At 52.1% G+C, this 25,486-nt stretch carries 23 protein-coding genes and 1 pseudogene; 10 read left to right on the top strand and 14 right to left on the bottom strand.

Features of this window, described 5'->3' with window-relative positions; genetic code table 11:
* Positions 1–7: 7 nt before the first annotated feature.
* Together C2U53_RS13215 and C2U53_RS13210 are read left to right on the top strand one after the other, a co-directional pair.
* Entirely contained in the window at positions 8–1,006 is a 999-nt protein-coding gene (locus C2U53_RS13215) for a LacI family DNA-binding transcriptional regulator (protein WP_042999260.1), read from the top strand.
* Positions 1,007–1,084: 78 nt separating this feature from the next.
* Positions 1,085–2,587 (top strand): helicase HerA-like C-terminal domain-containing protein, encoded by a 1,503-nt coding sequence (locus tag C2U53_RS13210; protein ID WP_042999259.1) that lies wholly within the window; start codon positions 1,085–1,087, stop codon positions 2,585–2,587.
* A 63-nt stretch (positions 2,588–2,650) separates the two neighbouring features.
* Here C2U53_RS13210 and lptG read toward each other — a convergent pair whose 3' ends face one another.
* The 3 genes from lptG to ytgA all read right to left on the bottom strand — a co-directional run bounded on the left by lptG (position 2,651) and on the right by ytgA (position 4,946).
* Entirely contained in the window at positions 2,651–3,733 is a 1,083-nt protein-coding gene (gene lptG / locus C2U53_RS13205) for an LPS export ABC transporter permease LptG (protein ID WP_042999258.1), read from the bottom strand.
* Positions 3,733–4,833, bottom strand: coding sequence for an LPS export ABC transporter permease LptF (gene lptF / locus C2U53_RS13200; protein WP_042999257.1), 1,101 nt, complete (start codon positions 4,831–4,833; stop codon positions 3,733–3,735). The genes lptG and lptF overlap by 1 nt, the downstream gene beginning before the upstream one ends.
* Before the next feature lie 62 nt (positions 4,834–4,895).
* Positions 4,896–4,946: a protein YtgA gene (ytgA, locus tag C2U53_RS30310; protein ID WP_211180521.1), complete on the bottom strand. Its 51-nt coding sequence runs from the start codon at positions 4,944–4,946 to the stop codon at positions 4,896–4,898.
* Positions 4,947–5,099: 153 nt separating this feature from the next.
* Between ytgA and pepA the strand changes: the two genes are divergently transcribed.
* The 3 genes from pepA to C2U53_RS13180 all read left to right on the top strand — a co-directional run bounded on the left by pepA (position 5,100) and on the right by C2U53_RS13180 (position 10,010).
* Positions 5,100–6,611, top strand: coding sequence for a leucyl aminopeptidase (gene pepA / locus C2U53_RS13190; RefSeq protein ID WP_044253264.1), 1,512 nt, complete (start codon positions 5,100–5,102; stop codon positions 6,609–6,611).
* Between the two features lie 100 nt (positions 6,612–6,711).
* Entirely contained in the window at positions 6,712–7,155 is a 444-nt protein-coding gene (gene holC, locus C2U53_RS13185; RefSeq protein WP_042999255.1) for a DNA polymerase III subunit chi, read from the top strand.
* Positions 7,155–10,010 (top strand): valine--tRNA ligase, encoded by a 2,856-nt coding sequence (locus C2U53_RS13180; RefSeq protein WP_042999254.1) that lies wholly within the window; start codon positions 7,155–7,157, stop codon positions 10,008–10,010. Before holC ends, C2U53_RS13180 begins: the two co-directional genes overlap by 1 nt.
* 54 nt (positions 10,011–10,064) lie before the next feature.
* Here C2U53_RS13180 and C2U53_RS13175 read toward each other — a convergent pair whose 3' ends face one another.
* A complete protein-coding gene (locus C2U53_RS13175; RefSeq protein ID WP_042999253.1) occupies positions 10,065–11,264 on the bottom strand; it encodes a YjgN family protein in 1,200 nt (399 codons plus the stop codon).
* Positions 11,265–11,454: 190 nt separating this feature from the next.
* On the opposite strand from C2U53_RS13175, the gene C2U53_RS13170 reads away from it, so the two are divergent.
* On the top strand, positions 11,455–11,952 hold the full coding sequence (locus C2U53_RS13170; protein ID WP_044253259.1) for a GNAT family N-acetyltransferase: 498 nt from the start codon (positions 11,455–11,457) through the stop codon (positions 11,950–11,952).
* Positions 11,953–11,958: 6 nt separating this feature from the next.
* On the opposite strand, the gene C2U53_RS13165 is transcribed toward C2U53_RS13170, so the two are convergent.
* The 3 genes from C2U53_RS13165 to rraB form a co-directional block, all read right to left on the bottom strand.
* Entirely contained in the window at positions 11,959–12,789 is an 831-nt protein-coding gene (locus C2U53_RS13165; RefSeq protein WP_042999251.1) for a hypothetical protein, read from the bottom strand.
* Positions 12,790–12,876: 87 nt separating this feature from the next.
* The gene (gene miaE / locus C2U53_RS13160) at positions 12,877–13,641 is read right to left on the bottom strand and encodes a tRNA isopentenyl-2-thiomethyl-A-37 hydroxylase MiaE (protein ID WP_104445981.1); all 765 of its coding nucleotides are present in this window, start codon (positions 13,639–13,641) and stop codon (positions 12,877–12,879) included.
* A 61-nt stretch (positions 13,642–13,702) separates the two neighbouring features.
* Positions 13,703–14,128, bottom strand: coding sequence for a ribonuclease E inhibitor RraB (gene rraB / locus C2U53_RS13155; RefSeq protein ID WP_042999249.1), 426 nt, complete (start codon positions 14,126–14,128; stop codon positions 13,703–13,705).
* Positions 14,129–14,226: 98 nt separating this feature from the next.
* Here rraB and C2U53_RS30740 point away from each other — a divergent pair, with 98 nt between their 5' ends.
* The gene (locus C2U53_RS30740; RefSeq protein ID WP_371192323.1) at positions 14,227–14,322 is read left to right on the top strand and encodes a hypothetical protein; all 96 of its coding nucleotides are present in this window, start codon (positions 14,227–14,229) and stop codon (positions 14,320–14,322) included.
* A complete protein-coding gene (argF, locus tag C2U53_RS13150) occupies positions 14,292–15,296 on the top strand; it encodes an ornithine carbamoyltransferase (RefSeq protein WP_042999248.1) in 1,005 nt (334 codons plus the stop codon). The genes C2U53_RS30740 and argF overlap by 31 nt, the downstream gene beginning before the upstream one ends.
* A gap of 95 nt (positions 15,297–15,391) precedes the next feature.
* On the opposite strand, the gene C2U53_RS13145 is transcribed toward argF, so the two are convergent.
* The 4 genes from C2U53_RS13145 to relB form a co-directional block, all read right to left on the bottom strand.
* Positions 15,392–17,839: a molybdopterin guanine dinucleotide-containing S/N-oxide reductase gene (locus C2U53_RS13145; protein ID WP_046401402.1), complete on the bottom strand. Its 2,448-nt coding sequence runs from the start codon at positions 17,837–17,839 to the stop codon at positions 15,392–15,394.
* Positions 17,840–17,866: 27 nt separating this feature from the next.
* A complete protein-coding gene (locus C2U53_RS13140) occupies positions 17,867–18,967 on the bottom strand; it encodes a NapC/NirT family cytochrome c (protein WP_042999247.1) in 1,101 nt (366 codons plus the stop codon).
* 61 nt (positions 18,968–19,028) lie between these two features.
* Positions 19,029–19,316: a type II toxin-antitoxin system mRNA interferase RelE gene (gene relE / locus C2U53_RS13135; RefSeq protein WP_000323025.1), complete on the bottom strand. Its 288-nt coding sequence runs from the start codon at positions 19,314–19,316 to the stop codon at positions 19,029–19,031.
* Positions 19,316–19,555, bottom strand: coding sequence for a type II toxin-antitoxin system antitoxin RelB (gene relB, locus C2U53_RS13130; RefSeq protein WP_000534858.1), 240 nt, complete (start codon positions 19,553–19,555; stop codon positions 19,316–19,318). Before relB ends, relE begins: the two co-directional genes overlap by 1 nt.
* A gap of 24 nt (positions 19,556–19,579) precedes the next feature.
* Between relB and C2U53_RS30305 the strand changes: the two are divergent.
* Positions 19,580–19,696: pseudogene (locus C2U53_RS30305) on the top strand (hypothetical protein); the annotation flags it as partial.
* Between the two features lie 121 nt (positions 19,697–19,817).
* Here the strand turns inward: C2U53_RS30305 and C2U53_RS13120 are convergent.
* The 3 genes from C2U53_RS13120 to C2U53_RS13110 form a co-directional block, all read right to left on the bottom strand.
* A complete protein-coding gene (locus tag C2U53_RS13120) occupies positions 19,818–20,741 on the bottom strand; it encodes a cation diffusion facilitator family transporter (RefSeq protein WP_000167917.1) in 924 nt (307 codons plus the stop codon).
* A 199-nt stretch (positions 20,742–20,940) separates the two neighbouring features.
* Entirely contained in the window at positions 20,941–21,513 is a 573-nt protein-coding gene (locus C2U53_RS13115) for a cytochrome b/b6 domain-containing protein (protein ID WP_001515348.1), read from the bottom strand.
* 642 nt (positions 21,514–22,155) lie between these two features.
* Positions 22,156–23,496 carry an ISNCY family transposase gene (locus tag C2U53_RS13110; RefSeq protein ID WP_000589001.1) on the bottom strand — a complete coding sequence of 447 codons (1,341 nt, stop codon included), beginning with the start codon at positions 23,494–23,496 and terminating at the stop codon, positions 22,156–22,158.
* A gap of 88 nt (positions 23,497–23,584) precedes the next feature.
* Here C2U53_RS13110 and C2U53_RS13105 point away from each other — a divergent pair, with 88 nt between their 5' ends.
* On the top strand, positions 23,585–25,117 hold the full coding sequence (locus tag C2U53_RS13105; protein WP_009310015.1) for an IS3-like element ISKpn38 family transposase: 1,533 nt from the start codon (positions 23,585–23,587) through the stop codon (positions 25,115–25,117).
* The last annotated feature ends 369 nt before the right edge of the window (positions 25,118–25,486 follow it).

Here is a 25,486-nt window from a genome sequence, read left to right as displayed (position 1 = left end):
AGAGAAGATGAGGAACCACAGAATTTCTTTGCAGGACATCGCCACGCTCGCGGGCGTAACCAAAATGACGGTGAGCCGCTATATCCGCTCACCGAAAAAGGTCGCAAAGGAAACTGGCGAGCGTATCGCGCAGATCATGGAGGAGATCAACTACATCCCGAACCGTGCGCCAGCCATGTTGCTGAACGCGCAAAGCTACACGCTTGGCGTGCTCATTCCCTCCTTTCAGAACCAGCTCTTCGCCGACATTCTTGCCGGTATCGAATCGGTGACGTCCGACCATAACTACCAGACGCTGATTGCCAACTACAACTACGATCGTGAGTCGGAAGAAGAGTCGGTGATCAATCTGCTCTCCTACAATATCGACGGCATCATTCTTTCCGAGAAGTATCACACCCTGCGCACGGTGAAATTCCTGCGCTCGGCGGCCATTCCCATTATCGAGCTAATGGATATTCAGGGCGATCGGCTGGATATGGAAGTCGGGTTTGATAACCGCCAGGCGGCATTTGATATGGTCAGCACCATGCTGGATAAACGCCAGCGGCGCAAAATTCTTTATCTCGGCTCGAAAGACGATATCCGTGATGAACAGCGTTTTCGCGGTTACTGCGATGCGATGACGCGGCGAGGCCTGACGCCGCTGCGCGTGAACCCGAAGGCGATCTCGTCGATTCGTCTGGGCATGCAGCTGATGCGCGACGCGCTGATTGCCCACCCGGATTTAGACGGTGTGTTTTGCACCAATGATGATATTGCGATGGGCGCGCTGCTGTTCTGCCGGGAACGCGACCTGTCCGTGCCGGAACAGGTCTCCATTGCCGGTTTCCACGGTCTGGAGATGGGCCGACAGATGATCCCAAGTCTTGCCAGCGTCATCACCCCCCGCTTTGACATTGGCCGCATGGCGGCGCAGATGTTGCTGAGCAAAATCAAGAACAACGACCACAACCACAATACGATCGATTTGGGATACCAGATTTACCACGGCAATACGCTATAAGTGATTTTCTCTCCCCGGCGCATATTCTCTTGCACTCACATTGCCTATACTCGACGCAGGATAAATGGAGGAAATCTCATGAGCTCACCCCTGCTGATTGCCCGCACGCCAGACACTGAACTGTTTTTACTCCCCGGGATGGCGAACCGCCACGGGCTGATTACCGGGGCGACCGGGACCGGGAAAACCGTCACGCTACAGAAACTGGCCGAGTCGCTGTCGGAAATTGGCGTACCGGTTTTTATGGCCGATGTAAAAGGTGACTTAACGGGCATCGCTGCCGAAGGCCAGGCTTCCGAAAAACTGCTCGCCAGACTGAAAAATATCGGCATTACCGACTGGCAACCGCACAGCAATCCGGTGGTACTGTGGGACATCTTCGGCGAAAAAGGTCATCCGGTTCGCGCCACGGTCTCAGACCTCGGGCCGCTGCTGCTGGCGCGTCTGCTGAACCTCAACGAGGTGCAGTCCGGCGTGCTGAACATTATCTTCCGTATTGCCGATGACCAGGGTCTGTTGCTGCTGGATTTCAAAGATCTGCGGGCCATCACGCAATACATCGGCGATAACGCCAAATCCTTCCAGAATCAGTATGGCAACATCAGCAGCGCTTCGGTCGGAGCGATCCAGCGTGGGCTGCTGACGCTTGAACAGCAAGGTGCGACGCACTTCTTTGGCGAGCCGATGCTCGACATCAAAGACTGGATGCGGACCGATGCCAGTGGCAAAGGGATCATCAATATTCTCAGCGCCGAGAAGCTCTACCAGATGCCAAAACTCTACGCAGCCAGCCTGCTGTGGATGCTCTCCGAGCTTTACGAGCAACTGCCGGAAGCCGGCGATCTGGAAAAACCGAAGCTGGTCTTCTTTTTCGACGAAGCGCATCTGCTGTTCAACGACGCCCCGCAGGTACTGTTGGATAAAATTGAACAGGTGATCCGTCTGATCCGCTCGAAAGGGGTTGGCGTCTGGTTTGTTTCGCAAAACCCGGCGGATATTCCGGATAACGTCCTCGGTCAGTTGGGCAACCGCGTTCAGCATGCCCTGCGCGCCTTTACGCCGAAAGATCAGAAGGCGGTGAAAACCGCCGCGCAGACCATGCGCGCCAATCCGGCGTTTGATACAGAGAAAGCGATTCAGGAACTGGGCACCGGTGAAGCACTGGTTTCATTCCTCGATGCGAAAGGCAGTCCATCGCTCGTCGAGCGGGCAATGGTGATCGCCCCGTGCTCACGGATGGGACCGGTGACGGATGATGAGCGCAATGGGCTTATCAACCACTCTCCGGTTTATGGCAAATATGAAGACGACCTGGATCGTGAATCCGCGTTTGAAATGCTGCAACAAAGTGTCCAGGCAACGACCGAAGCGCAAAGTAACCCGACGGCGAAAGGCAAAGAGGTAGCGGTTGACAACGGGATCCTCGGCGGGCTGAAGGATATTCTCTTCGGCAGTACCGGACCGCGCGGTGGCAAGCGCGATGGCGTAGTGCAGAGCGTGGCAAAAAGCGCAGCGCGTCAGGTCACCAATCAGCTCATTCGCGGGATGTTAGGCAGCCTGATGGGCGGCAGAAAACGCTAGTACCGAGGATAAGCGCAGCGCCATCAGGCACTGCGCTTTACGTTGCCGGATGGCGGCGAACGATTATGACTTACGCATCATCAGCCAGAGACTGATCAAGAAGAACGAGGCGCTTGGCAACAGGGCGCCGATAATCGGCGGAATACCGTACACCAGCGTCAGCGGGCCAAAGATCTGGTCCAGCACATAGAAAACAAAACCAAAGCTTATCCCCGTCACCACCCGCACGCCCATTGGCACGCTACGCAGCGGACCAAAGATGAACGACAGCGCCATCAGCATCATCACCGCAACGGACAGCGGCTGGAAGACTTTGCTCCACATATTGAGCTGGTAGCGCCCGGCCTCCTGGCCGCTCGACTTCAGGTATTTCACATAGTTGTGCAGACCGCTGATAGAGAGCGCATCCGGGTCCAGCGCCACCACGCCCAGTTTGTCTGGCGTAAGGTTGGTTTTCCAGGTACTGCTCACCATTTGCGAACCGGTGATCTGCTTCGGATCGGTCAGATTCGACTCATCCACCTGCGACAGACGCCAGACCTTCTGTTCCGGGTCAAACTTCGCCGACGCAGCATAGCGCACGGATTGCAGACGACGCTGATCGTTGAAGGCATAAATGCTGATGCCGCCTAACTCTTCGTCACCTTTCACTCGTTCGATGTAAACAAAGTTATTGCCGTCTTTCGCCCACAGCCCCTGCTGGGTGGAAAGCAGCGAACCGCCGTACATCGCCTGCGCACGGTAATTACGCGCCATCTGCTCGCCCTGCGGCGCAACCCACTCGCCGATGGCCATGGTCAGCAGCACCAGTGGGATCGCGGTTTTCATCACCGAGAACGCAACCTGCATACGGGTAAAACCCGACGCCTGCATCACGACCAGCTCGCTGCGCTGCGCCAGCATCCCGAGTCCCAATAGCGCACCAAGCAACGCCGCCATCGGGAAGAAAATCTGCACATCTTTCGGCACGCTGAGCAGGGTGTACATCCCCGCGCCCAACGCGTCGTAGCTCCCCTGCCCGGCTTTTTTCAGCTGGTCGACGAACTTGATGATGCCGGAAAGCGACACCAGCATGAATAACGTCATCATGATGGTGGTGAAAATGGTTTTACCGATATAGCGGTCAAGGACACCAAATGGCTGCATCACACCGCTCCTTTACGCGAAAAACGGGCGCGCAGACGGCGCACCGGCACTGTATCCCACAGGTTAAGACCCACCGCCAGCGCCAGATACAGCAGGTTGACCACCCACATCCAGATAACCGGGTCCAGCTTTCCTTTCCCGCCATTGGATTTCAGGGAGGTCTGGATCAGGAAGAACATCAAATAGAGCAGCATCGCGGGCAGCATCGACAGCACGCGGCCCTGACGCGGGTTGACCACGCTCAGCGGGACGACCATCAGCGCCATCATAAATACGGTGAATACCAACGTGATACGCCAGTGCAGTTCCGCACGGGCGCGATCAGTATCAGTGGACCACAGCGTGCGCATGTCCATCTGGTCGGTGTCGTTCGGATCCAGCGCCACCGCCTGGTGACCGATAATCGCCTGATAGTCCTGGAAGTCGGTAATACGGAAATCACGCAGCAGTGCGGTGCCTTCAAAGCGGGTGCCTTTGTTCAGCGTGACCACCTGTGAACCGTCGCGCATCTGCGACAGATGTCCGGAATCGGCGACCACCACAGAAGGACGGGCGTTACCTTTCGGGCGAATTTGTGCGAGGAACACATCCTTGAAATCGCTACCGTCAACGCTTTCAATAAACAGTACCGAGCTGCCATTGGTGGCCTGCTGGAACTGCCCCTGCGCCAGTGCGGCCATACCGGGGTTGGCTTTCGCTTCGGCCAGCACTTCATCCTGATGTTTTGACGACCACGGCCCCGCCCACATGACGTTAACGGCGGCGATGATCCCGGTGAACAACGCCAGGATCATGGCGGCTTTCACCAGCACGGCCTTGCTCAGACCGCAGGCGTGCATCACCGTAATTTCACTTTCGGTATACAGTTTGCCCAGCGTCATCAACAATCCGAGGAACAGGCTGAGCGGCAGGATAAGCTGCGCCATTTCAGGCACGCCGAGGCCCAGCAGCGAGAGCACCAGATTTGCCGGAATGTCACCGTCAACCGCTGCGCCGAGGATCCTCACTAACTTTTGACAAAAGAAGATCAAAAGCAGAATGAAGAGGATGGCAAGCTGGCTTTTGAGCGTCTCCCGCACCAGATATCTTATGATTATCACTTTAAATACGCCCGTAAAAACTCGTCTTTTGCAGGAATTTAGCTTGTTTCATGGCTTAAACGTCATTTATTCTCTTGAGTCGTCGAAATCGTCGCTAAAATTATTATACTCAGCGGATTCGCCACTCAGAACGCGTTCTGATGTGCCAATGCCGTAATAACGTTAAGATTAACACGAAGTCACCGCAACTGCGGATATGAGTTACGAAAGCTTGCAATTCTAACCGCAGGCGCCGCCGTTGTCTTTAAGATTCAGGAGCGTAGTGCATGGAGTTTAGTGTAAAAAGCGGTAGCCCGGAGAAACAGCGGAGTGCCTGCATCGTCGTGGGCGTCTTTGAACCACGCCGCCTTTCTCCGGTTGCAGAACAGCTCGATAAAATCAGCGACGGGTACATCAGTGCCCTGTTGCGTCGTGGCGAACTGGAAGGCAAACCGGGTCAGACCCTGTTGTTACACCATGTCCCCAACGTACTGTCCGAGCGTATCCTCCTCATCGGTTGTGGCAAAGAACGCGAGCTGGATGAACGTCAGTATAAGCAGGTGATTCAGAAAACTATCAACACTCTGAATGATACCGGCTCAATGGAAGCCGTCTGCTTCCTGACCGAACTGCACGTCAAAGGCCGCAACAACTACTGGAAAGTGCGTCAGGCTGTCGAGACGGCCAAAGAGACGCTGTACAGCTTCGATCAACTGAAAACCACCAAAAGCGAGCCGCGCCGCCCGCTGCGTAAAATGGTCTTCAATGTGCCGACCCGCCGTGAGCTGACCAGCGGCGAGCGTGCGATTCAGCACGGTCTGGCCATTGCTGCCGGCATTAAGGCCGCGAAAGATCTCGGCAACATGCCGCCGAACATCTGTAACGCCGCCTATTTAGCCTCTCAGGCGCGCCAGTTAGCTGACAGCTACAGCAAGAATGTGGTCACCCGCGTCATCGGCGAGCAGCAGATGAAAGAGCTGGGAATGCACGCATACCTCGCCGTCGGTCACGGTTCGCAGAATGAATCGCTGATGTCAGTGATTGAGTACAAAGGCAGTCCGTCCGAAGACGTGCGTCCGATTGTGTTGGTCGGTAAAGGGCTCACCTTTGACTCCGGCGGTATCTCCATCAAGCCAGCTGAAGGCATGGACGAGATGAAGTACGACATGTGCGGTGCGGCGGCAGTGTATGGCGTAATGCGCATGGTGGCGGAGCTTCAGTTGCCAATCAACGTCATCGGCGTGCTGGCAGGCTGTGAAAACATGCCAGGTGGTCGCGCCTATCGTCCGGGCGACGTACTGACGACCATGTCCGGTCAGACGGTTGAAGTGCTGAACACCGATGCCGAAGGCCGTCTGGTACTCTGCGACGTCTTAACCTACGTTGAGCGTTTCGAGCCAGAAGCGGTAATCGACGTGGCGACCCTGACGGGCGCCTGCGTGATTGCGCTGGGCCACCACATTACCGGTCTGATGTCGAACCATAACCCGCTGGCGCACGAGCTGATCGGCGCGTCCGAACAAGCGGGCGACCGCGCATGGCGTCTGCCGCTGGGTGATGAGTATCAGGAACAGCTGGAATCCAACTTCGCGGATATGGCGAATATCGGCGGCCGTCCTGGCGGCGCAATCACCGCAGGCTGTTTCCTGTCGCGCTTTACCCGCAAGTACAACTGGGCGCACCTCGACATCGCCGGTACCGCATGGCGTTCCGGGAAAGCCAAAGGCGCAACCGGTCGTCCGGTGGCGCTGTTGTCGCAGTTCCTGCTCAATCGTGCCGGTTTTTCCGGCGAAGAGTAAGTTTGAAATTGCCCCGTAGGCCGGATAAGCGCAGCGCTTATCCGGTCTACGGTGTGCAAGAAGACAACGCATTTAAATCCACCACAAGAAGCCCCATATCATGAGAAACGCAACGTTCTATCTTCTGGACAACGACACACAACACGATGGCCTTAGCGCCGTCGAGCAACTGGTGTGTGAGATTGCCGCAGAACGTTGGCGCAGCGGCAAACGCGTGTTAATTGCCTGCGAAGACGAAAAACAGGCGATTCGCCTGGATGAGGCGCTATGGGCCAGACCGGCTGACCGTTTCGTCCCGCACAATCTGGCCGGTGAAGGGCCGCGCGGCGGTGCGCCGGTAGAAATCGCCTGGCCGGAAAAACGCAATAGCAGTCCGCGCGATCTGCTCATCAGCCTGCGCGTTGGCTTTGCAGATTTTGCCACCGCTTTCACAGAAGTGATAGACTTCGTCCCTTACGAAGATTCTCTGAAACAATCGGCACGCGAACGCTACAAAGCCTACCGCGTGGCTGGTTTTAACCTGAATACGGCAACCTGGAAATAATGGAAAAGACATACAACCCCCAAGATATCGAACAGCCGCTTTACGAGCACTGGGAAAAGCAGGGCTATTTCAAGCCTAACGGCGATGAAAGCAAAGAGTCCTTCTGCATCATGATCCCGCCGCCGAACGTCACCGGCAGTTTGCATATGGGTCATGCTTTCCAGCAAACCATCATGGATACGCTGATCCGCTATCAGCGCATGCAGGGGAAAAATACCCTGTGGCAGGTCGGGACCGATCACGCCGGTATCGCGACCCAGATGGTGGTTGAGCGTAAAATTGCCGCTGAAGAAGGAAAAACCCGCCACGACTACGGTCGCGATGCCTTTATCGATAAAATCTGGCAGTGGAAAGCGGAATCCGGCGGTACCATCACCCGTCAGATGCGTCGTCTCGGCAACTCCGTGGACTGGGAGCGCGAGCGCTTCACCATGGACGAAGGTCTTTCCAATGCCGTGAAAGAAGTCTTTGTCCGCCTGTACAAAGAAGATCTGATTTACCGTGGCAAACGCCTGGTGAACTGGGATCCAAAACTGCGCACCGCCATTTCCGATCTGGAAGTGGAAAACCGCGAGTCTAAAGGCTCGATGTGGCACATCCGCTACCCGCTGGCCGACGGCGCAAAAACGGCTGACGGCAAAGATTACCTGGTGGTGGCGACCACCCGTCCGGAAACCCTGCTGGGCGATACCGGCGTGGCCGTTAACCCGGAAGATCCGCGTTATAAAGATCTGATTGGCAAATTCGTGGTGTTGCCGCTGGTGAACCGCCGCATTCCGATCGTCGGTGATGAACACGCCGACATGGAAAAAGGCACCGGCTGCGTGAAAATCACCCCGGCGCACGACTTTAACGACTACGAAGTCGGTCGTCGTCATGCCCTGCCAATGATCAACATCTTCACCTTTGATGGCGATATCCGCGAAACGGCGGAAGTGTACGACACCAAAGGCAATGAGTCCGACGTCTACTCCAACGAAATTCCGGCGGAATTCCAGAAACTGGAGCGCTTCGCCGCACGTAAAGCGGTGGTTGCGGCGATCGACGCGCTGGGCCTGCTGGAAGAAATTAAACCGCACGACCTGACCGTCCCGTACGGCGACCGTGGCGGCGTGGTCATCGAACCGATGCTGACCGACCAGTGGTACGTCCGTGCCGATGTACTGGCAAAACCGGCGGTAGAAGCCGTTGAGAACGGCGATATTCAGTTCGTGCCGAAGCAGTACGAAAACATGTATTTCTCCTGGATGCGCGATATTCAGGACTGGTGTATTTCCCGTCAGCTGTGGTGGGGTCACCGTATTCCTGCATGGTACGACAACGACGGTAACGTCTATGTGGGTCGCAACGAAGACGAAGTGCGTAAGGAAAACAACCTGAGCGCAGACGTTGCCCTGCGTCAGGACGACGACGTGCTGGATACCTGGTTCTCCTCCGCGCTGTGGACCTTCTCCACCCTCGGCTGGCCGGAAAACACCGATGCGCTGCGTCAGTTCCACCCAACCAGCGTGATGGTTTCCGGCTTCGACATCATCTTCTTCTGGATTGCCCGCATGATCATGATGACCATGCACTTCATCAAAGATGAAAATGGCAAGCCGCAGGTTCCGTTCAAAACCGTCTACATGACCGGTCTGATCCGCGACGACGAGGGCCAGAAGATGTCCAAGTCCAAGGGTAACGTAATTGACCCGCTGGATATGGTCGACGGTATTTCGTTACCGGAACTGCTGGAAAAACGTACCGGCAACATGATGCAGCCACAACTGGCTGAAAAAATTGCCAAACGTACCGAAAAACAGTTCCCGGACGGCATTGAACCGCACGGCACCGATGCCCTGCGTTTCACCCTGGCCGCGCTGGCTTCGACCGGTCGCGACATCAACTGGGACATGAAGCGCCTGGAAGGTTACCGTAACTTCTGTAACAAGCTGTGGAACGCCAGCCGTTTTGTGCTGATGAACACCGAAGAACAGGATTGCGGATTCAACGGCGGCGAGATGACCCTGTCGCTGGCGGACCGCTGGATCCTCGCGGAATTCAACCAGACCACCAAAGCGTACCGTGAAGCACTGGATAACTTCCGCTTCGATATCGCCGCGGGCATTTTGTATGAGTTTACCTGGAACCAGTTCTGTGACTGGTACCTGGAGCTGACCAAACCGGTCATGACCGGCGGAACGGAAGCTGAACTGCGTGGCACCCGCCATACGCTGGTGACCGTGCTGGAAGGTCTGCTGCGCCTGGCGCACCCGATCATCCCGTTTATCACTGAAACCATCTGGCAGCGTGTGAAAGTGATTGCCGGCATTACCGCTGACACCATCATGCTGCAGCCGTTCCCGGAATATAACGCCGCACAGGTTGATGAAGCCGCACTCGCGGACACCGAATGGCTGAAGCAGGCGATCGTTGCCGTACGTAACATCCGTGCGGAAATGAACATTGCGCCGGGCAAACCGCTTGAGCTGCTGCTGCGGGGTTGCAGCGATGACGCGATGCGTCGCGTAAACGACAACCGCAGCTTCCTGCTGAACCTGGCGCGTCTGGAAAGCATCACCGTACTGCCTGCTGATGACAAGGGTCCGGTCTCCGTGACTAAAATCATCGACGGCGCCGAACTGCTGATCCCGATGGCGGGTCTCATCAATAAAGACGATGAACTGGCGCGTCTGGCGAAAGAAGTGGCGAAAATCGAAGGCGAAATTAGCCGTATCGAAAACAAACTCGCTAACGAAGGCTTTGTGGCGCGTGCGCCGGAAGCGGTGATCGCCAAAGAGCGTGAGAAGCTGGAAGGTTATGCCGAGGCGAAAGCGAAACTGATTGAGCAGCAGGCGGTTATCGCCGCGCTGTAATCGCGGAAAGCGATAATGTATAAAGGCCGGAGCTTGCTCCGGCCTTTTTTATCACTACATAAAATTGAGCGTCGGCATCACGCCGCGTGAGAGTCGCGATACCAGACCGTTATCCACGCGCTCATCGCTGTCAGCAAGTGGTAACGTATCGAGATCGCCCACCACGTACGTATTTTTCGCCAGCCAGGTAATCAGCCACATGCGCAGCAGTGGATACGCCAGCCCACCAGTGATAGCAGAAATCACATATAACCCCCCCAGGCGATAAACCATGCCATGGAAAGTCAGCGTGGAACGAAAACGAATGTGTCCGTCGGCGAGTTGCAGGTTATTCAGAAAGTGATTACGAAACGCCACAATCAAATAACTCATTGAAATGGCAATGCCCAGATAATAGATAATCTGGCTTATCACAATCTGTCGTTGATATTCGATGAGGATTAACGCTTCAATTTCCTCTTCCGCCATCCCCGTCACATCGAGTTCGTATATCGATTTAAACAGCGCGATCGCGATAAAACCGACCACGGCGAGAAAAGGCAGCAGCGCTGCCATGGCCAGAATCGCGGATTTAATACAATGCCAGACATTTATCTGCACAGAGAATGCGTGGACACCAAAGCGGCCGCCATCCCCCACCATCCTCATCAACCGACTGTACGTCACCCCGCTGACCACTCCCACGCCGGCAAGGCCCGTCAGCCCCAGCACGATTACCGTGAAAATCACTTCTCCCGGGCTTTCTGTTGGACACACCTGTAGCAGGCAAAATATCACCACCCCCAGCGCCATAAGCAACAGCATGGGCAGACACAGAATATTCCAGAATGCCTTAAGCGCAGAGAAACGAAAACCAAAACGGATACTATTTAACGAGGTCTTCACTGCCTGATATTGCAGATTTTTCATCACCAGGACAGGTATTGCTAAGATCAGTGCTGCCAGTAAGGCCGCGCCAATGAAAAAATATTCCATGCTTATCAATGTCATGCCTGCAATATAAATCACCAGCAGCATAAACCAGCTCAGGAACACATCGCCACCTGTCACCTTCCAGCTAAACGGCTGTCCATTTAAGGTCATATTGGAATAAATATAGCGACGGCATTTCATTAATGCCCACGGCAGGTAAATTCCTAATGTCACCAGTACCAGCAACGAATTGACCAGACAAATAAGAAAATAACTTCCGCCATCGCCACGAAATTCAAAAGCGTGTGATGGTGCATCTTCTTTTATAAGATATTCCTGCATAATAAATCCCTGTCGTTAATCATCCTTAAAAATACACATTATTAGCAGGCAATAGAAATACCAGCCAATAGAGATATTACCTTATTATCTGCATAAATAACATCCACCCGCTATGTTATAAGGTGCTTGCATCACCTGGCCGGGGATGCTATTAGTTCAAATTATTAGTATTGTTTAACCGGGTAGTAAAATGAATGTTTTTGACGCGCTCACGTTACGTCGCCTGACGGCCAGGGATAACCAGGTCATCGCTGCCGTTATCCGTCAGGTTTCCGCCGAATATGGCCTTACCGCTGATAAAGGCTATACCGTTGCCGATCCAAATCTTGATGAGCTGTATCAGCTCTACTCGCAACCAGGACATGCATATTGGGTGGTGGAGCGTAATGGCGAAGTGGTGGGGGGCGGCGGAATTGCGCCGTTAACCTGTAGCGAACCCGATATTTGCGAACTGCAAAAAATGTACTTTTTGCCCGTGGCGCGAGGACAAGGCATGGCGAAAAAGCTGGCGCTGATGGCGATGGATCACGCCCGCGCGCTGGGATTTAAACATTGCTATCTGGAAACGACCGCCTTTTTACGCGAGGCGATTGGTCTGTACGAACATTTAGGGTTTGAGCATATCAGCGAACCGCTTGGCTGCACCGGGCACGTCGATTGCGAAGTGCGGATGCTCAAACCCCTGTAATACCGACTATTGCATCTCAGGCGATACCGAAAGTCGAATCACGCCAGCGGCCTGCGCGGCTGGCAATTTCAGCACTTCCGTCCACATATCCTGCACCAGATTGCAGACGACCTTTTCTTTCCCGATCCCCTTCTCCGGCTCAGCCATAAGCTGAACATCCTGCCCGTAGCGCTGCACCAGTACTGGTACGACGCTTTGCAGATCCTGCATGGCCTGCTGCTTCTCGGTGTCGGTTACCGTGTGTTTATTAGAACCGTATGCCGCTCGCATCATCGCCGCATCGCCTTCCATACGCCGTTTCAGAATATCCGGTGAGATCAGACGCGTCGGGTTAATGCCGCCTTTGACCTGCGGGAAGAGAAAGCGGAAACACTCATCGTCGCCTTTTTTCTGCACCGCCGCAGTCTGTTCGAGATTGATCTTCATATAGTCAATGACATTACTGTCCGGCGCCTGCTGTAAACGCGACATCTGAATTTGCAGCACCTGCGGTTGAATGGTATCGATTATTTGTTGTTCGGTTTTGCCTTCATTTTTCAGCTGCAGCGCCTGGGTGCGAAGATGGACCCAAAATGCCGGCTCCTGTTCCTTCAGTACCTGAAACGTCGGCATTTGCAGTAGCGCGGCATCAAACTGTTGCTCTTCCGTCTGACCGGACGCCGCTTTTTCTCGCGGGATCAGGTAGTGCACGTCAAACAGGTTCCACGCGACGATCGCCACAATCATCAGCACCGCGCCAGAAGCCTTCCCTACCCAGCCTTTTTTACGCATGAGCCCTATCACCGCGGCGATGACCGCGCCGACGTAGCCTGCGAGAAGTACATGTGTCCAGTTCATCGGTATTGGTATTCCTTGCCCTGAAAAAGAGACATTTTTCACTGCCCACGTCGGGATGTCACCTTGCGGCGGGCAGAACTACCGAAATTAAGAGGCGACGGGGACACCGCTGTGAAAGCGAAACTCGTTGTCCGGCGAGACGATCAGCGCCGCTTCCACGTCGCCAAAATAGCGGACGCGGGGAGAAATATCTTCCTGCGAAACCTGTTGCGCCAGCGCCAGATAGTCCTGATAGTGGCGCGCTTCGGATCGCAGCAGCGACAGATAGAACTTTTGCAGATCGTCATCGAGAAACGGAGCCAGCGCGGCGAAGCGTTCACAGGAGCGCGCTTCGATGTAAGCACCGCAAATCAGCTTATCAATCAGCGTCAGCGGCTCGTGCGTGCGTACCGCTTTCAGCATCCCTTTCGCGTAGCAACTGGCGGTGATCTTCACGTAAGGAATGTTGCGGGCCTGCATCGCTTCGCGCACCTGCCAGAAATGGTGCAATTCTTCCTTTATCAACAACACCATGCTGTCGATAAGCTGGCGGCCCCACGGATCGTCCGTTTCCGGCATTACGCTTTTACCAATCTGTTTATGGAGCGCAACAAAGTCCGGTTCCGGCCCTTCCCGGAAGGCAAAGGCTTCATACGGCTGTAGCCAGGCGAGCAGCGCATCCGCACCCGGTTTATCCGCTACATACTTACGCACCAATAGCATCGCCGTTTGTGCCGCCTTGAGTTCGCATATCAGATGATCGGTGAGCAGCAGAGGGAGGTTTTGCGGATCGCGCGCCTGGTCAATCCATGCCTGCGGGGTCGGACAGTGCAGAAAGTTAAGCACCGGAGAAAGTATTTGCGGGTAGTTCATGAGTAACCTGTTGGAAGAGTACGACAGCAGGCGCTGCCGTACTTTTTAACGCCTGGTAATCTTAGTGACGCACGCCGTCGTCATCTTCGTCGACGTAGTCTTCGTCGTCGCCCTCTTCACCGTCTTCACCGTTCGGATCTTCAAAGTAGGTGCCCCAGCCATCGTATTCGACGTCATATTTCTCGGCCAGGTTCATCAACTGTTCAACCTGCGCGTCGATAAGGTCAGCTTTCAGCGCACATTCACTGAGGATATCGCAGCAAATCACAGTGTCGCCTTCTTCGACTTCCAGCTCTTCTGGCTCAGTGACTTCGTAGCCGAGTTTAAACGCTTCTACCGCCGCTTTTTCCAGGGTTTCGAAATCGTCTGCGGAAAGGTGGTGTTCGATGGTGTACAGCGCGTCCGGGTCGCTACCATCATCCAGTAATTCTTCAATAATCAGGCGCGTTTCTTCACGCTGCTCTTCCAGTAGTTCCGGGTTTGCCATGGCTCGTTCCTCATAATGTCCTGCCGATACTCTTATTGTCACATACCGCCGCCATTGCCTCCACCTTTCCAGAAAAGATTTGTGAAACGGGGTTGCAAATGCATAATCATCCATATAAATTGAATTTTAATTCAATAGATGGCATTCGCCATAGGAGGGAACTATGTCAGGTTTTTATCAGAAGCATTTTTTAAAGTTACTCGATTTCACCCCTGCTGAACTCACCGCACTCGTCCAACTTGCCGCAAAACTAAAAGCTGATAAGAAAAATGGCAAAGAAGAACAAAAGCTTACTGGCAAAAACATCGCGCTCATCTTCGAAAAAGACTCGACCCGTACACGATGCTCTTTCGAAGTTGCCGCTTACGACCAGGGGGCTCGCGTCACTTATCTCGGTTCCAGCGGCAGCCAGATTGGACATAAAGAGTCAATTAAAGACACCGCTCGCGTGCTGGGCCGGATGTATGACGGCATTCAGTATCGCGGTTACGGTCAGGAAGTAGTCGAAACGCTGGCCGAATATGCCGGTGTACCGGTATGGAATGGGTTGACCAACGAGTTCCATCCTACGCAATTACTGGCTGACCTGCTGACGATGCAGGAACATCTACCAGGTAAAGCGTTTAACGAGATGACGCTGGTTTACGCGGGCGATGCGCGCAATAACATGGGTAACTCAATGCTGGAAGCCGCCGCGCTCACCGGGCTGGACCTGCGTCTGGTGGCCCCCAAAAGCTGCTGGCCGGAAGCGTCGCTGGTCGCAGAATGCAGCGCAATGGCGAAGAAAAATGGCGGTAACATTACGCTTACCGAAGATATCGCGGCGGGCGTGAAAGGGGCGGACTTTATCTACACCGATGTCTGGGTGTCGATGGGCGAACCGAAAGAGATGTGGGCGGAACGTATCGCCATGCTGCGCGACTATCAGGTCAACAACCAGATGATGGCGCTTTCCGGGAATCCGCAGGTGAAGTTTCTGCACTGTCTGCCCGCATTTCATGACGATCAGACCACGCTCGGTAAAAAAATGGCGGAGGAATTTGGTCTGCACGGCGGAATGGAAGTCACCGATGAGGTGTTTGAATCCCCGGCCAGTATTGTGTTTGACCAGGCTGAAAACCGGATGCACACCATTAAAGCAGTGATGGTGGCGACGCTGGCGCAGTAATATTGTTCGCAAAGAAAAACCCCACATAACACTGTGGGGTTCATCACCAGTCTGAGGCGAAAATCACCATTTTCGCCCAGTATTACAACCGTGAATTATGCGCCCATTGGCGGCGTAAACGCGGTAAGTTCCAGCTCCGGTCCGGTGTATTTCTCCGCCATCACCAGCGCAGTGTTGCCCGCGCAGCCATTCGCCAGACGCGAGGTCGGGATGTCTTTGGTAAGCACGTTAGCTCCACCGTTTTTACAGATCCCGGTACCTGCGTAATCCAGATCCGGCCATGCGCCTTCATGGATACATACCACACCTTGCTTGATGCCATCAGTAACCTTCGCGCCGGTTAACACCTGGCCACGCGTGTTCCAGACACGCACCAAATCGCCGTCGGCAATGCCACGTTTTTTCGCATCTTCTGGATGGATGTATAACGGCTCGCGGTTGGCCACCGCATACTGTTTGCGTAGCGACGCATAGTTAAGCTGACTGTGTAAACGGTGCGCCGGGTGCGCGGTCAGCAGCTGCAGTTCACCCTCTTTAGCGTTGCCAGCCCATTCGTCTGGTTCCAGCCAGGTCGGATGCGCAGGGCAATCTTTATAGTTGAAGCCTTCGATGGTTTTCGAGTAAATCTCGATTTTACCGCTCGGCGTACCCAGCGGGTTCATCACCGGGTCCTTGCGGAAATCGGCATAGCGCACGAAAACTTCTTCTTTCGGGTTCTTACGCATTTCGATCAGCTTGTTCGCTTCCCAGAAGGCGGTGAACTGCGGCATATTGACGCGCTGCTGACGCGCGCCTTTCTGTGCCACGTCGTAGAACTCGCGCAGCCAGTCCATTTCGCTCTTGCCTTCGGTATAAACGGCTTTACCGCCTGGTTTCAGCAGCTCAGCCATATCCGCGAACACGTCAAAATCATTGCGTGCTTCGAACTGTGGCGGGATGGCTTGTTTCATCGGCACCAGATGCTGGTTGCTGTAGTCGCCGGTCATGGTCAGATCGTTACGTTCAAACGATGTGGTGATTGGCAGAACAATATCCGCGTGCTTGGCGGCAGCCGTCCAGTAGCACTCGGAGATCACCACCAGTTCCGGTTTTTGCCAGGCTTTTACCAGGCGGTTGGTATCCTGATGATGAGTGAAGTTGCCACCGCCTGCCCACCAGATCATGCGCAGATCGGGAAAGGTTTGCTCCTTACCGTTATGTTGATATTTTCCGCCGGGGTTTTCCAGGGCTTCAACAATACGCGCAACCGGGAACGCTTCAACCGCATCGGAGGTTGCCCAGTCGTTGCCAGCAGACGAGCCGCCTGCGATTGTCGCTGAAATGGCCGACAGCACTCCGCCACTGCGAGTTGGGTTGCCGCCGTTAGAGTAATGGTAAGAGAAACCAAAACCGCCGCCCTCGGTACCAATCTGGCCGAGCATCGCCGCCAGGGTAACCAGCATCCAGTGGCGCTGTTCACCATACTGCTGACGCTGAATGCCCCAGCCTGCCATCAGCATGGTTTTATTCTTGGCAAAGATTTCCGCCAGAATTTCCATTTGCTTCGCCGGAACGCCGCAAATTTTCTCGGCCCAGGCCGGATTTTTCGGCGTGTTGTCGTTTTTACCCGTCAGATACGCTTCGAATTCGCCATAGCCAGTGGTGTATTTATCGAGGAAGGCTTTGTCATGCAGTCCTTTTTCTACCAGCGCGGACGCAATACCTAACATCAGCGCCACGTCGGTACCCATATTCGGCGCAATCCACTGTGCTTTATCACCGAAGAAATCGATAGTTTCTGAGCGTTGCGGATCGATGGCGATCACAGTTTTGCCGGACGCTTTCAGTTTATTGAAGTACTCGAGGCCTTGCTCATCCGTACTGGTCCAGGCAATTTTCAGGGTGTTCAGTGGGTTAAGACCCCACAGGACTACCACCTGACTATGTTCGAGGATCAGCGGCCATGCCGTTTGCTGTTCGTAAACTTCTACCGAGCCGACGACGTGCGGCATGATCACCTGCGCCGCGCCAGTGGAGTAGTCGCCGGTATGTCCGGTATAGCCGCCCGCCATGCTCATGTAACGCTGCAGCAGCGTCTGCGCTTTATGCAGCACACCACTGGAGCGCCAGCCATAAGATCCCGCAAAAATGGAAGATGGGCCATGCTCGGCACGGATACGGGCGTGCTGCTCGTGGATGAGCTTCAGAGCGTCTTCCCATGACACTTTGACGAATTCGTCTTTACCACGATTGCCATCCGGTTTGCCCGGCGCATTGAGGAAGCCTTTACGCACCATCGGAGATTGAATACGGCACGGGGTATGCGCCTGATCGGGTGCGGTAGTTTGCAGATCGTTGGGAATCGTTTTCGCCAGCGCACCGCGCGACGACACAATTTTGCCGTCTTTAACGTCGATGTACATCGCCCCCCAACGTCCTGCGGTCAGGATGGCATTACCCGGCGCGTCTGCTGCCCACGCTGGCATCGGGATTGCCGAGGTAATCATCATCGCGCCAGCGGAACCGCCAGCATACTTAATAAAGTTACGTCGTGTAAGGTTCATAGGTTTTCCTTTAATCGTAATTGTTAGTTATTCCTTAGAGGTAAAATCTTTGGCGTGATACTGGAACCAGCGAGTCAGGATGTCTAAATCCTCGGCGCTAATATCCGTTCTCGCGCCCATCCCTTTTGCTACGGAAGGCCAGGCATTTAAGGTGTAATGTTCGGAGGAAATCGGCGCATGACATCCGGAACAATACGTTTTGTCGAGAGTTTTGGCGTAATCCCAGATCACGTCGGGTTTACTCAGTGCGGGTTCAGCCAGAGGTGCGCGTAGAGACACATTGCGCCATGCGTTTCCGTAGGGATCCTTTTCCCAGTCGCTGGAGATTTTGAGCGCTTTTTGACCTTCGTCGGTAAGTGTGGCAAGGACCAAACGCTGACCCGCCGCGAAGTAAATCACCTGTTCAGCGCCTTGCATTTGGCTACCGATAATCTCCACTTCCCGCGCATCGCCGGAATGTCCCACCACGTTCAGTTTGGTGGCCGGATAAACTGTGCCCAGGTTACCCAGTGCGGCAGGCGCGACGGGGTACACTTCTTTCGCATCAACCGGCGTCTGGCGTGCGTTTTCCATCAGCGCATCATGCGCTTTGGTGTCAATGGTGATTTCAGGCGGGAAGTGCGCGATACCTTTATGGCAATCAATACAGGTTTGTTTTTCTTTAATACCCAGCGCATGCATTTTCTGTGCATCGGCACTCTGCTTTTGAAGATCCATGGCGTCAAACTGATGGCACGAGCGGCAGGTCGCCGAATCGTTAGCTTTCATCTGCTCCCAGACGGTCTCCGCCATCTCAAGGCGATGCGCCTCATATTTTTCCGGTGTATCAATTTTGCCGGTGACAAACTCATGCCAGATATCCTTACTGGCCCGAACTTTGGTGATCAGGTAATCCATACCCGATTGCGGAATGTGGCAATCACGGCACTCCGCACGGATACCTTTTTGGTTCATAAAGTGCGCAGATCCCTGGTACTCTTCATAGGGTGCTTGCATTGTGTGGCAGGAGAGACAAAACGAGGTGTCTGACGTTTTATGCATCATCCACATAGATGACAGCACGAGTGCTCCCCCCAGCAGAATGCCCACGAATACAAGACCCGCTATCCACTTCCATTTTTTATTCATACCTGTCAACGCAAAGCAGAAGTGTCACCATCGGTGCGAAACAGAGATGTCATGCTTTGGTTCAGAGAATGCGTTTGACCGCCTCGCTATATACTTCCGAGCGTTCTCTTTTCCCAACAGAAATCACGAAAACGACAACTTTCTCGTCTATAACCTGGTATACAAGGCGATAGCCTGAAGACCGGAGCTTAATCTTGTAACAATCAGGCATACCACGGAGCTTGTTTGCTTCAATCCGGGGTGACTCAAGTACTTCAACCAGCTTCTTTTTCAACTGTTCACGTACCGTCGAGCCCAGCTTTCGCCATTCCTTTAGTGCCCGCTCGTCAAAATCCAGAAAATACGCCATCAGAGTTCATCCAGCGTCACACGTACTGGCTTAGGATTACGAAGTCGTTCTTTCACTATCTCCACAAGTTCAGCATCTTCATCACTCAGGAGTGTCTGTTTGAACGGCAAGCGTTCATTGTCAGCGATATACTCGAGCATGAGACGAAGCGCTTCAGAAGGAGTTACGCCCATTTTTTCAAGCGCGGCGTAAGAACGCGCTTTAAGTTCATCGTCAATACGTAGGTTAATGCTACCCATGTCTTACACCCCTTGTAATTACAAATGTCATTACAAGTATCGCACTACAACATGCTTAGGGCAAGTCACGAAGTAAGTCAGAAAGTAGTCGTAAGAACGGTGATCACTGTCCGCTTTGTGCCAGAAGCGGACTTTTTAAAAATATTGCGTGCCCAACAATTGGGCGCAGGTCACATCAAGTACCCTCAGAATTATAGAGAATACCTGAAATTTTTGTAGAGCGAGGTTTGTTACCCTGCCCGACCAGCGACATGTGGTTAGTTTAGTGATCAGAAATGTCGAGCGTTTGGTCGTTCATTGACGCGGGATCTTCCAACGGTTCCACATGAGTGGTGATATGGATAAAAGGCAGTGCGGTGCGGATATCATTCTCTATACGCTCGGCCCAGTCGTGCCCATATTGAACAGTCCATCGCCCAGGAACTAGGATGTGCATTGTCATAAACGCCCGCCCGCCAGCCTGGCGTGTACGTAGTGCATGGAAATCAAGCCCCTGTTCACGATATCCTGCCAGCAGTGACTCGATTTTTTTGAGTTCTTCCGTGGGTAGCGATACGTCCATCAGACCTGCAGCTGAACGACTCATAAGCTGATAACCAGTCCAAACGATGTTGGCTGCGACCAGCAATGCAACGATCGGATCGACCCAAAACCAGCCGGTCAGATAAACCAGTCCGACACCAAAAATGACACCGACCGACGTCCAGACATCGGTCAGCAGGTGATGAGCATCTGCCTCAAGAGTGATAGAGTTGTGCTGCCTGCCAGCCCTTAACAAAATGCGAGCCGTCACAAAATTAAGGATTGATGCGACTGTTGAAACCAGTAATCCGAGACCAATCTCCTCAAGCGGCTGTGGAGTTAACATCCGCTCAACTGCGGTATAGGCGATACTGGCTGCCGCCAATAGGATCAGAAATCCTTCGAAAGCACTCGAGAAATATTCGGCTTTGCCGTGCCCATATGCATGGTTCTCATCGGCCGGAAGCGCAGCCAAGGTCAGCATCCAGAGCGCCATTAGGGCTCCTGCGAGGTTAACTACGGATTCGATGGCATCAGATAGCAGACCGACCGAACCGGTCATTTTCCACGCCACACCTTTGAGTCCGATAGTGGCAATAGCCGTGGCAATGGAAAGCCAAGCGTAGTGCGTCAGCGGACGAGGTAACCCTTTTGTTTTAGTCATTATTAACTTCCTAAAATAGGACGACTAACTCACATTTCTATCCATGATAGATAATTAAACAATCATTTCGCCATGAATATTTTTTCGTTTTTATTAAATTTAATTAAAAAGTCTCTGCAAGTGCTGTTTCATCTTCTAGTAAACTAAATTTTATTTTTAGGGTTTTCTTCAACTTGAAGTAATATTATCTCACAACAGATTAGTCACTTAGGTTAACTGAGCGGCTTTTATATTTTTCAATTAAAATATGCAAAACTCCCATTGCACCATGTGCATAAAAATAGACCTCAATGAAAGTAGTAAAGAACTTATGCCAGTGGATTACTGTTTCAGCCAGATTTGACTGCATGGTATTCAACAAGAACCATAGGCCACCTGAAAGTGCTACAATTAGCAATGCTAGAACTCCAAATCCTTGGATTGTACTGGCAATACCTCCCGAATGTGCATCGGGCAGTCGGAAACTAGTCAACGTTTTTATATCTTGCTTAATACCACTAAAGTCAAGCCCTACCCATGAAAAATAATAAGTAAAACCTCTTTGAGTAAGCATCCAACTTAACATAATAAAACCACAAATAATCAGTCCTAACCCTGAAATAATGTGCATCCAGGTTATAACTCCTTCAAGACTATGTTCACCAATTGCTTCGGTCTCTGTCAGATTAGAGTTAATAATTTGTGATAATATTAGAAATGCCACAATGATGTGAAGAATACGAAAAAAAGGAGCGTAATCATGGGGTAATAGATTCCAGAGTCGCAATTTCATTAATGAGTCCTTAGTAAATTTATCGATGATCTTAATCATACAAAAGAATTATTAGGATAACCTTAATTCTTAAAATTGCAGCAGGCATTAGTTCACCTCTGATATGGCCACTTGCGAAATGGGAATGGTAACTGTTATTACTATGTGTTTACTTGCTGTTCTTGTTACGCAGCCCCTTAAACACATTACTTTCAAATATGATTTCCTGCTGGGTTTAAATATGTGTCTTTCTATAGTGCGGCAACCTATTTTTACACCAACTCATGAATTAAATAAGAATCATAAATTAAATGAGAGGTTTAATTCTCTTGCTTAACGCGATGATATTAAATGGAAATTTTAATTTTTGTAATTTATTAAACAGTTAGAATGAGACATGGTAAATACGATCTTCCTTTAGATAATTCTGATAGCACTTTTTCTACTGGGCAGTCTGCAATGTCCGCTTCTCGCTCTTAGCGGACATTAGCATAGGCTATTTACCATAACGCCGCATTACGCGTACCGCTCAGACGGCCTGAGCGCGTTTCTGACGTGTCCCCGTTAAAAACAGTAACAAACCACCCGAAAATGCACGCCAGAAACGCTACGTAAGAATCTATCCTATGACTGGATATGCACTCAACTGAATAACGCCTGGTTTCAGTCCATTTTATCGGGATCAGCCTTCTTTCTGGGTAATTTAGGGGGCTTCACTTGCTGATTACTTTGCGTGCGGCGCGTGAGCCAAGGATGGTCAGCTTTAGGTTTTACGTAGAATTTTGAGCGTAAATCAAAACGGGCATTATCCACACGTTCATGGACACTTTTTTCATCATCCAGTGGTATAGGCTCCGGGCCATCAACATATTTTTCCCATCCCAACGCTTTCCCATCATACAGAACCTTAATTTCACCGTTAAAGCTTTCGCATACCGTGACAACCGAATGCCGAAGTCGATATCCCCGGCCTTCACTGCGAATCTGAAACGCACTGCTTTTGTACTGGAAAGTGAGATTTTTGGAGAGAACGCGCTTCGCCTGGAGGCTGAAGATATAACCCAGTTCCTCTTCAGAATGGTGTACATCAAGATGGGCGTTATCAGCAATACGAGGCGGCGTAGCAAACCGGTTGTTATAGGCTTCAATAAAGGTCGGCAACCATGCGTTTGCTGTTTCAATATCACTGATACCCTGAAGCCGCATTTCTTTGACCAGCCTGTCCTGCAGTGTCTGATTGGCACGCTCTACCCGCCCTTTTGCCTGCGGGCTGTTGGCATGGATTGGCTCGATGCCCAGTGTCTTTATCGCACGTGTGAACTGAGTCAACTCTCCTTCCCGCTCCGGGTTATTTACTCTGAATATACTGTGTCTGTCAGAATAGAGAGCCAGTGGTACGCCATGATCATTAAGGTAACCCCGGAGGGTTTCCATGTAAGCCCGGGTTGTTTCTGCAGGAGCGAATCGTAGCGCCATCAGAGCGCTGGTAGCATCATCGATAAAGACTATCAGTGTGCATTTGGGGCCCCGACCTTCAAACCAGTCATGAGGCGAGCCATCAATCTGGATGAGTTCACCGTAGGATGGGCGCCGCATCCGGCGCTGATAAATTCGGGCAAACTTACGACGACGTTCGCGCCATATGCCCTCCTCTACCATCCACTTCCTGAGAGTTTCAATGGATAAACACAAGCCGTGTATCTCGCGCAATTTTTCGCACGCAAGCGTAGGTCCAAAATCAGCGTAGCGGCCTTTGAGGAGTGAAATTACTGTTGCTCTGAATTCGGTAGAAAAGGAATTATTGGGACGCTTTCCACGTCGGCGGGAAACTAGACCAGAAGGCCCTTCATTTCTATACCGTTGCACCAGACGTTTAACCTGCCGAATAGAAATGCCAATGCGTGCCGCAGCTTGTTCCTGAGTAATATGGCGATTAAGTGACTCCTGAATAATGTGAAGTCGGTCGAGTTCCTTATGACTCATCGTAACAGTCTCTTTGATCATGAAAAATCCCCCAGAGAATTGTCTGGGGACATTTTAGAATGGTTCAAAGGAAGTGCGGACAAATTCCTGGACCTTCAGGAGTTAATTTATGCATTCATACGAGGACCGGATTCGGGCCGTCGAACTCTATTACCGGTACGGAAAGAAAGCCTCCGTTGTCGTCATGGAGCTGGGATATCCTTCCACAAAACAGCTGGGCCGTTGGGTTCGGATTTATGAAGAGAAGGGCGATTTACCCAGGGAATTAAAACCAAGAGAACGCTATTCACGTACACAGAAAATTGCTGCTGTTGAGCATTATCTTACTCACGGTGGTTGCCTGTCGTACACTCGCCGAGCCATCGGCTACCCCAGTAACGAAATTCTAAAGCGCTGGATTGAAGAGTTTTACCCAAATGCGCGTCCCCTGGTCATTCGCTCAGGCACAAGCAAATGCTTCAGCCCGCAAGAGAGGTCTCAGGCCGTCCGGGAGCTCTGTAACCGACGTGGAACCGCGCGTAAAGTTGCACAAAGCATAGGCGTCAGCGTCCCGGTCCTGTACAAATGGAAGAAAGACCTTATCAGTGACGAGGCTTATCAATCCATGCGCAAACGAAAGGCAGCCCCTCAGGATAAAAATCAGGATGCTTTACTCGGTGAAATCCAGCATCTCAGGAAGCAGGTTCATCAGCTGCAGCTCGAACGTGACATACTGACAAAGGCGAATGAACTGATAAAAAAAGATCTGGGCATCAGCTTTCTGAAACTGAAAAACAGGGAGAAAACCCTGATAGTTGATGCCCTTAAGAAAAAGTACCCCGTTGCTGAGTTGCTAAGCGTTCTGCAACTTGCCCGCAGCTGTTATTTTTACCACAAAGCCAGCAAACGTCTGTACGATAAGTATGCGGAAATACGCGTGATCATGGCCGATATCTTTGAGGAGAATTACCGCTGTTACGGCTACCGGCGCCTTCACGCGATGCTTCGCAGTAACAACAGGGTTATTTCTGAAAAGGTTGTCCGCAGACTGATGGCAGAAGAGCAGCTCGTTGTTAAGCGCACCAGGCGACGACGATATAACTCTTACTGTGGCGAAATCGGTCCGGCACCGGAAAATTTACTCGCCCGGGATTTTAGTTCCTGCAGGCCAAATGAGAAGTGGCTGACCGATATTACGGAGTTCCAGCTTCCGGCTGGAAAAGTCTATCTGTCGCCGGTTATCGACTGCTTTGATGGCCAGGTTGTAAGCTGGTCGATAGGAACACGCCCGGACGCGACGCTGGTGAATACGATGCTCGATGACGCACTCGATACGCTCAACGAACATGATAAACCGGTGATACACAGCGATCGTGGTGGCCATTACCGGTGGCCGGGCTGGCTCGAGCGTATCAACACCTCCGGACTTATAAGGTCCATGTCGCGCAAAGGATGCTCGTCGGATAATGCTGCGTGTGAAGGCTTCTTCGGGCGTATCAAAAACGAAATGTTCTATGGCAGAGACTGGGCGGGTATCACGCTGGAAAAATTTATCTGCTTCCTGGACAGGTACATACGCTGGTATAACGAGAAACGTATCAAGCTATCATTAGGTGCAATGAGTCCTGTGAAGTACCGGCAGCATCTTGGGATCACAACATAACAGTCCAGGAAAACATCCGCAGCCCCAAAGGGGACATTACAGCTTGGTGTTAACATTTTTTATTCATACCTTGCCCTGAAATTAATTCAAAAGTTAATATTTAATTTTGTGTAATGTATTTTGCTGGATGATTTTTCAACAAGAATTGATGTAACACAAAAGTGTTATTAACCAGAAAGAGTTAAACGTGCTTTTGATCGAGTTTTTGAAAGTTAACAGGAAAGGTTACAGCTAACGGTATGTTGTGACTGAAGTTATGGCGATAGCGATATGAAATTAAATATATAACGACTAACTAAAATCAAGCCACCGTTATATATTTAAATATATAAGTAAATAATGTGATCGCGGTGCACTATTAATGCCTGA

Source organism: Citrobacter sp. CFNIH10 (assembly GCF_002934585.1).
GTDB classification, from domain to species: Bacteria; Pseudomonadota; Gammaproteobacteria; order Enterobacterales; family Enterobacteriaceae; genus Citrobacter_A; species Citrobacter_A amalonaticus.
This window is presented reverse-complemented; position numbering and strand designations above follow the sequence as displayed.

What these genes read in the sequence shown, in the direction of transcription:
- C2U53_RS13215 (WP_042999260.1), top strand. Translation starts at nt 8, where the DNA reads ATGAGGAACCACAGAATTTCTTTGCAGGACATCGCCACGCTCGCGGGC.
- C2U53_RS13210 (WP_042999259.1), top strand. Translation starts at nt 1,085, where the DNA reads ATGAGCTCACCCCTGCTGATTGCCCGCACGCCAGACACTGAACTGTTT.
- lptG (WP_042999258.1), bottom strand. Translation starts at nt 3,733, where the DNA reads ATGCAGCCATTTGGTGTCCTTGACCGCTATATCGGTAAAACCATTTTC.
- pepA (WP_044253264.1), top strand. Translation starts at nt 5,100, where the DNA reads ATGGAGTTTAGTGTAAAAAGCGGTAGCCCGGAGAAACAGCGGAGTGCC.
- holC (WP_042999255.1), top strand. Translation starts at nt 6,712, where the DNA reads ATGAGAAACGCAACGTTCTATCTTCTGGACAACGACACACAACACGAT.
- C2U53_RS13180 (WP_042999254.1), top strand. Translation starts at nt 7,155, where the DNA reads ATGGAAAAGACATACAACCCCCAAGATATCGAACAGCCGCTTTACGAG.
- C2U53_RS13175 (WP_042999253.1), bottom strand. Translation starts at nt 11,264, where the DNA reads ATGCAGGAATATCTTATAAAAGAAGATGCACCATCACACGCTTTTGAA.
- C2U53_RS13170 (WP_044253259.1), top strand. Translation starts at nt 11,455, where the DNA reads ATGAATGTTTTTGACGCGCTCACGTTACGTCGCCTGACGGCCAGGGAT.
- C2U53_RS13165 (WP_042999251.1), bottom strand. Translation starts at nt 12,789, where the DNA reads ATGAACTGGACACATGTACTTCTCGCAGGCTACGTCGGCGCGGTCATC.
- miaE (WP_104445981.1), bottom strand. Translation starts at nt 13,641, where the DNA reads ATGAACTACCCGCAAATACTTTCTCCGGTGCTTAACTTTCTGCACTGT.
- rraB (WP_042999249.1), bottom strand. Translation starts at nt 14,128, where the DNA reads ATGGCAAACCCGGAACTACTGGAAGAGCAGCGTGAAGAAACGCGCCTG.
- C2U53_RS30740 (WP_371192323.1), top strand. Translation starts at nt 14,227, where the DNA reads ATGCATAATCATCCATATAAATTGAATTTTAATTCAATAGATGGCATT.
- argF (WP_042999248.1), top strand. Translation starts at nt 14,292, where the DNA reads ATGTCAGGTTTTTATCAGAAGCATTTTTTAAAGTTACTCGATTTCACC.
- C2U53_RS13145 (WP_046401402.1), bottom strand. Translation starts at nt 17,839, where the DNA reads ATGAACCTTACACGACGTAACTTTATTAAGTATGCTGGCGGTTCCGCT.
- C2U53_RS13140 (WP_042999247.1), bottom strand. Translation starts at nt 18,967, where the DNA reads ATGAATAAAAAATGGAAGTGGATAGCGGGTCTTGTATTCGTGGGCATT.
- relE (WP_000323025.1), bottom strand. Translation starts at nt 19,316, where the DNA reads ATGGCGTATTTTCTGGATTTTGACGAGCGGGCACTAAAGGAATGGCGA.
- relB (WP_000534858.1), bottom strand. Translation starts at nt 19,555, where the DNA reads ATGGGTAGCATTAACCTACGTATTGACGATGAACTTAAAGCGCGTTCT.
- C2U53_RS13120 (WP_000167917.1), bottom strand. Translation starts at nt 20,741, where the DNA reads ATGACTAAAACAAAAGGGTTACCTCGTCCGCTGACGCACTACGCTTGG.
- C2U53_RS13115 (WP_001515348.1), bottom strand. Translation starts at nt 21,513, where the DNA reads ATGAAATTGCGACTCTGGAATCTATTACCCCATGATTACGCTCCTTTT.
- C2U53_RS13110 (WP_000589001.1), bottom strand. Translation starts at nt 23,496, where the DNA reads ATGATCAAAGAGACTGTTACGATGAGTCATAAGGAACTCGACCGACTT.
- C2U53_RS13105 (WP_009310015.1), top strand. Translation starts at nt 23,585, where the DNA reads ATGCATTCATACGAGGACCGGATTCGGGCCGTCGAACTCTATTACCGG.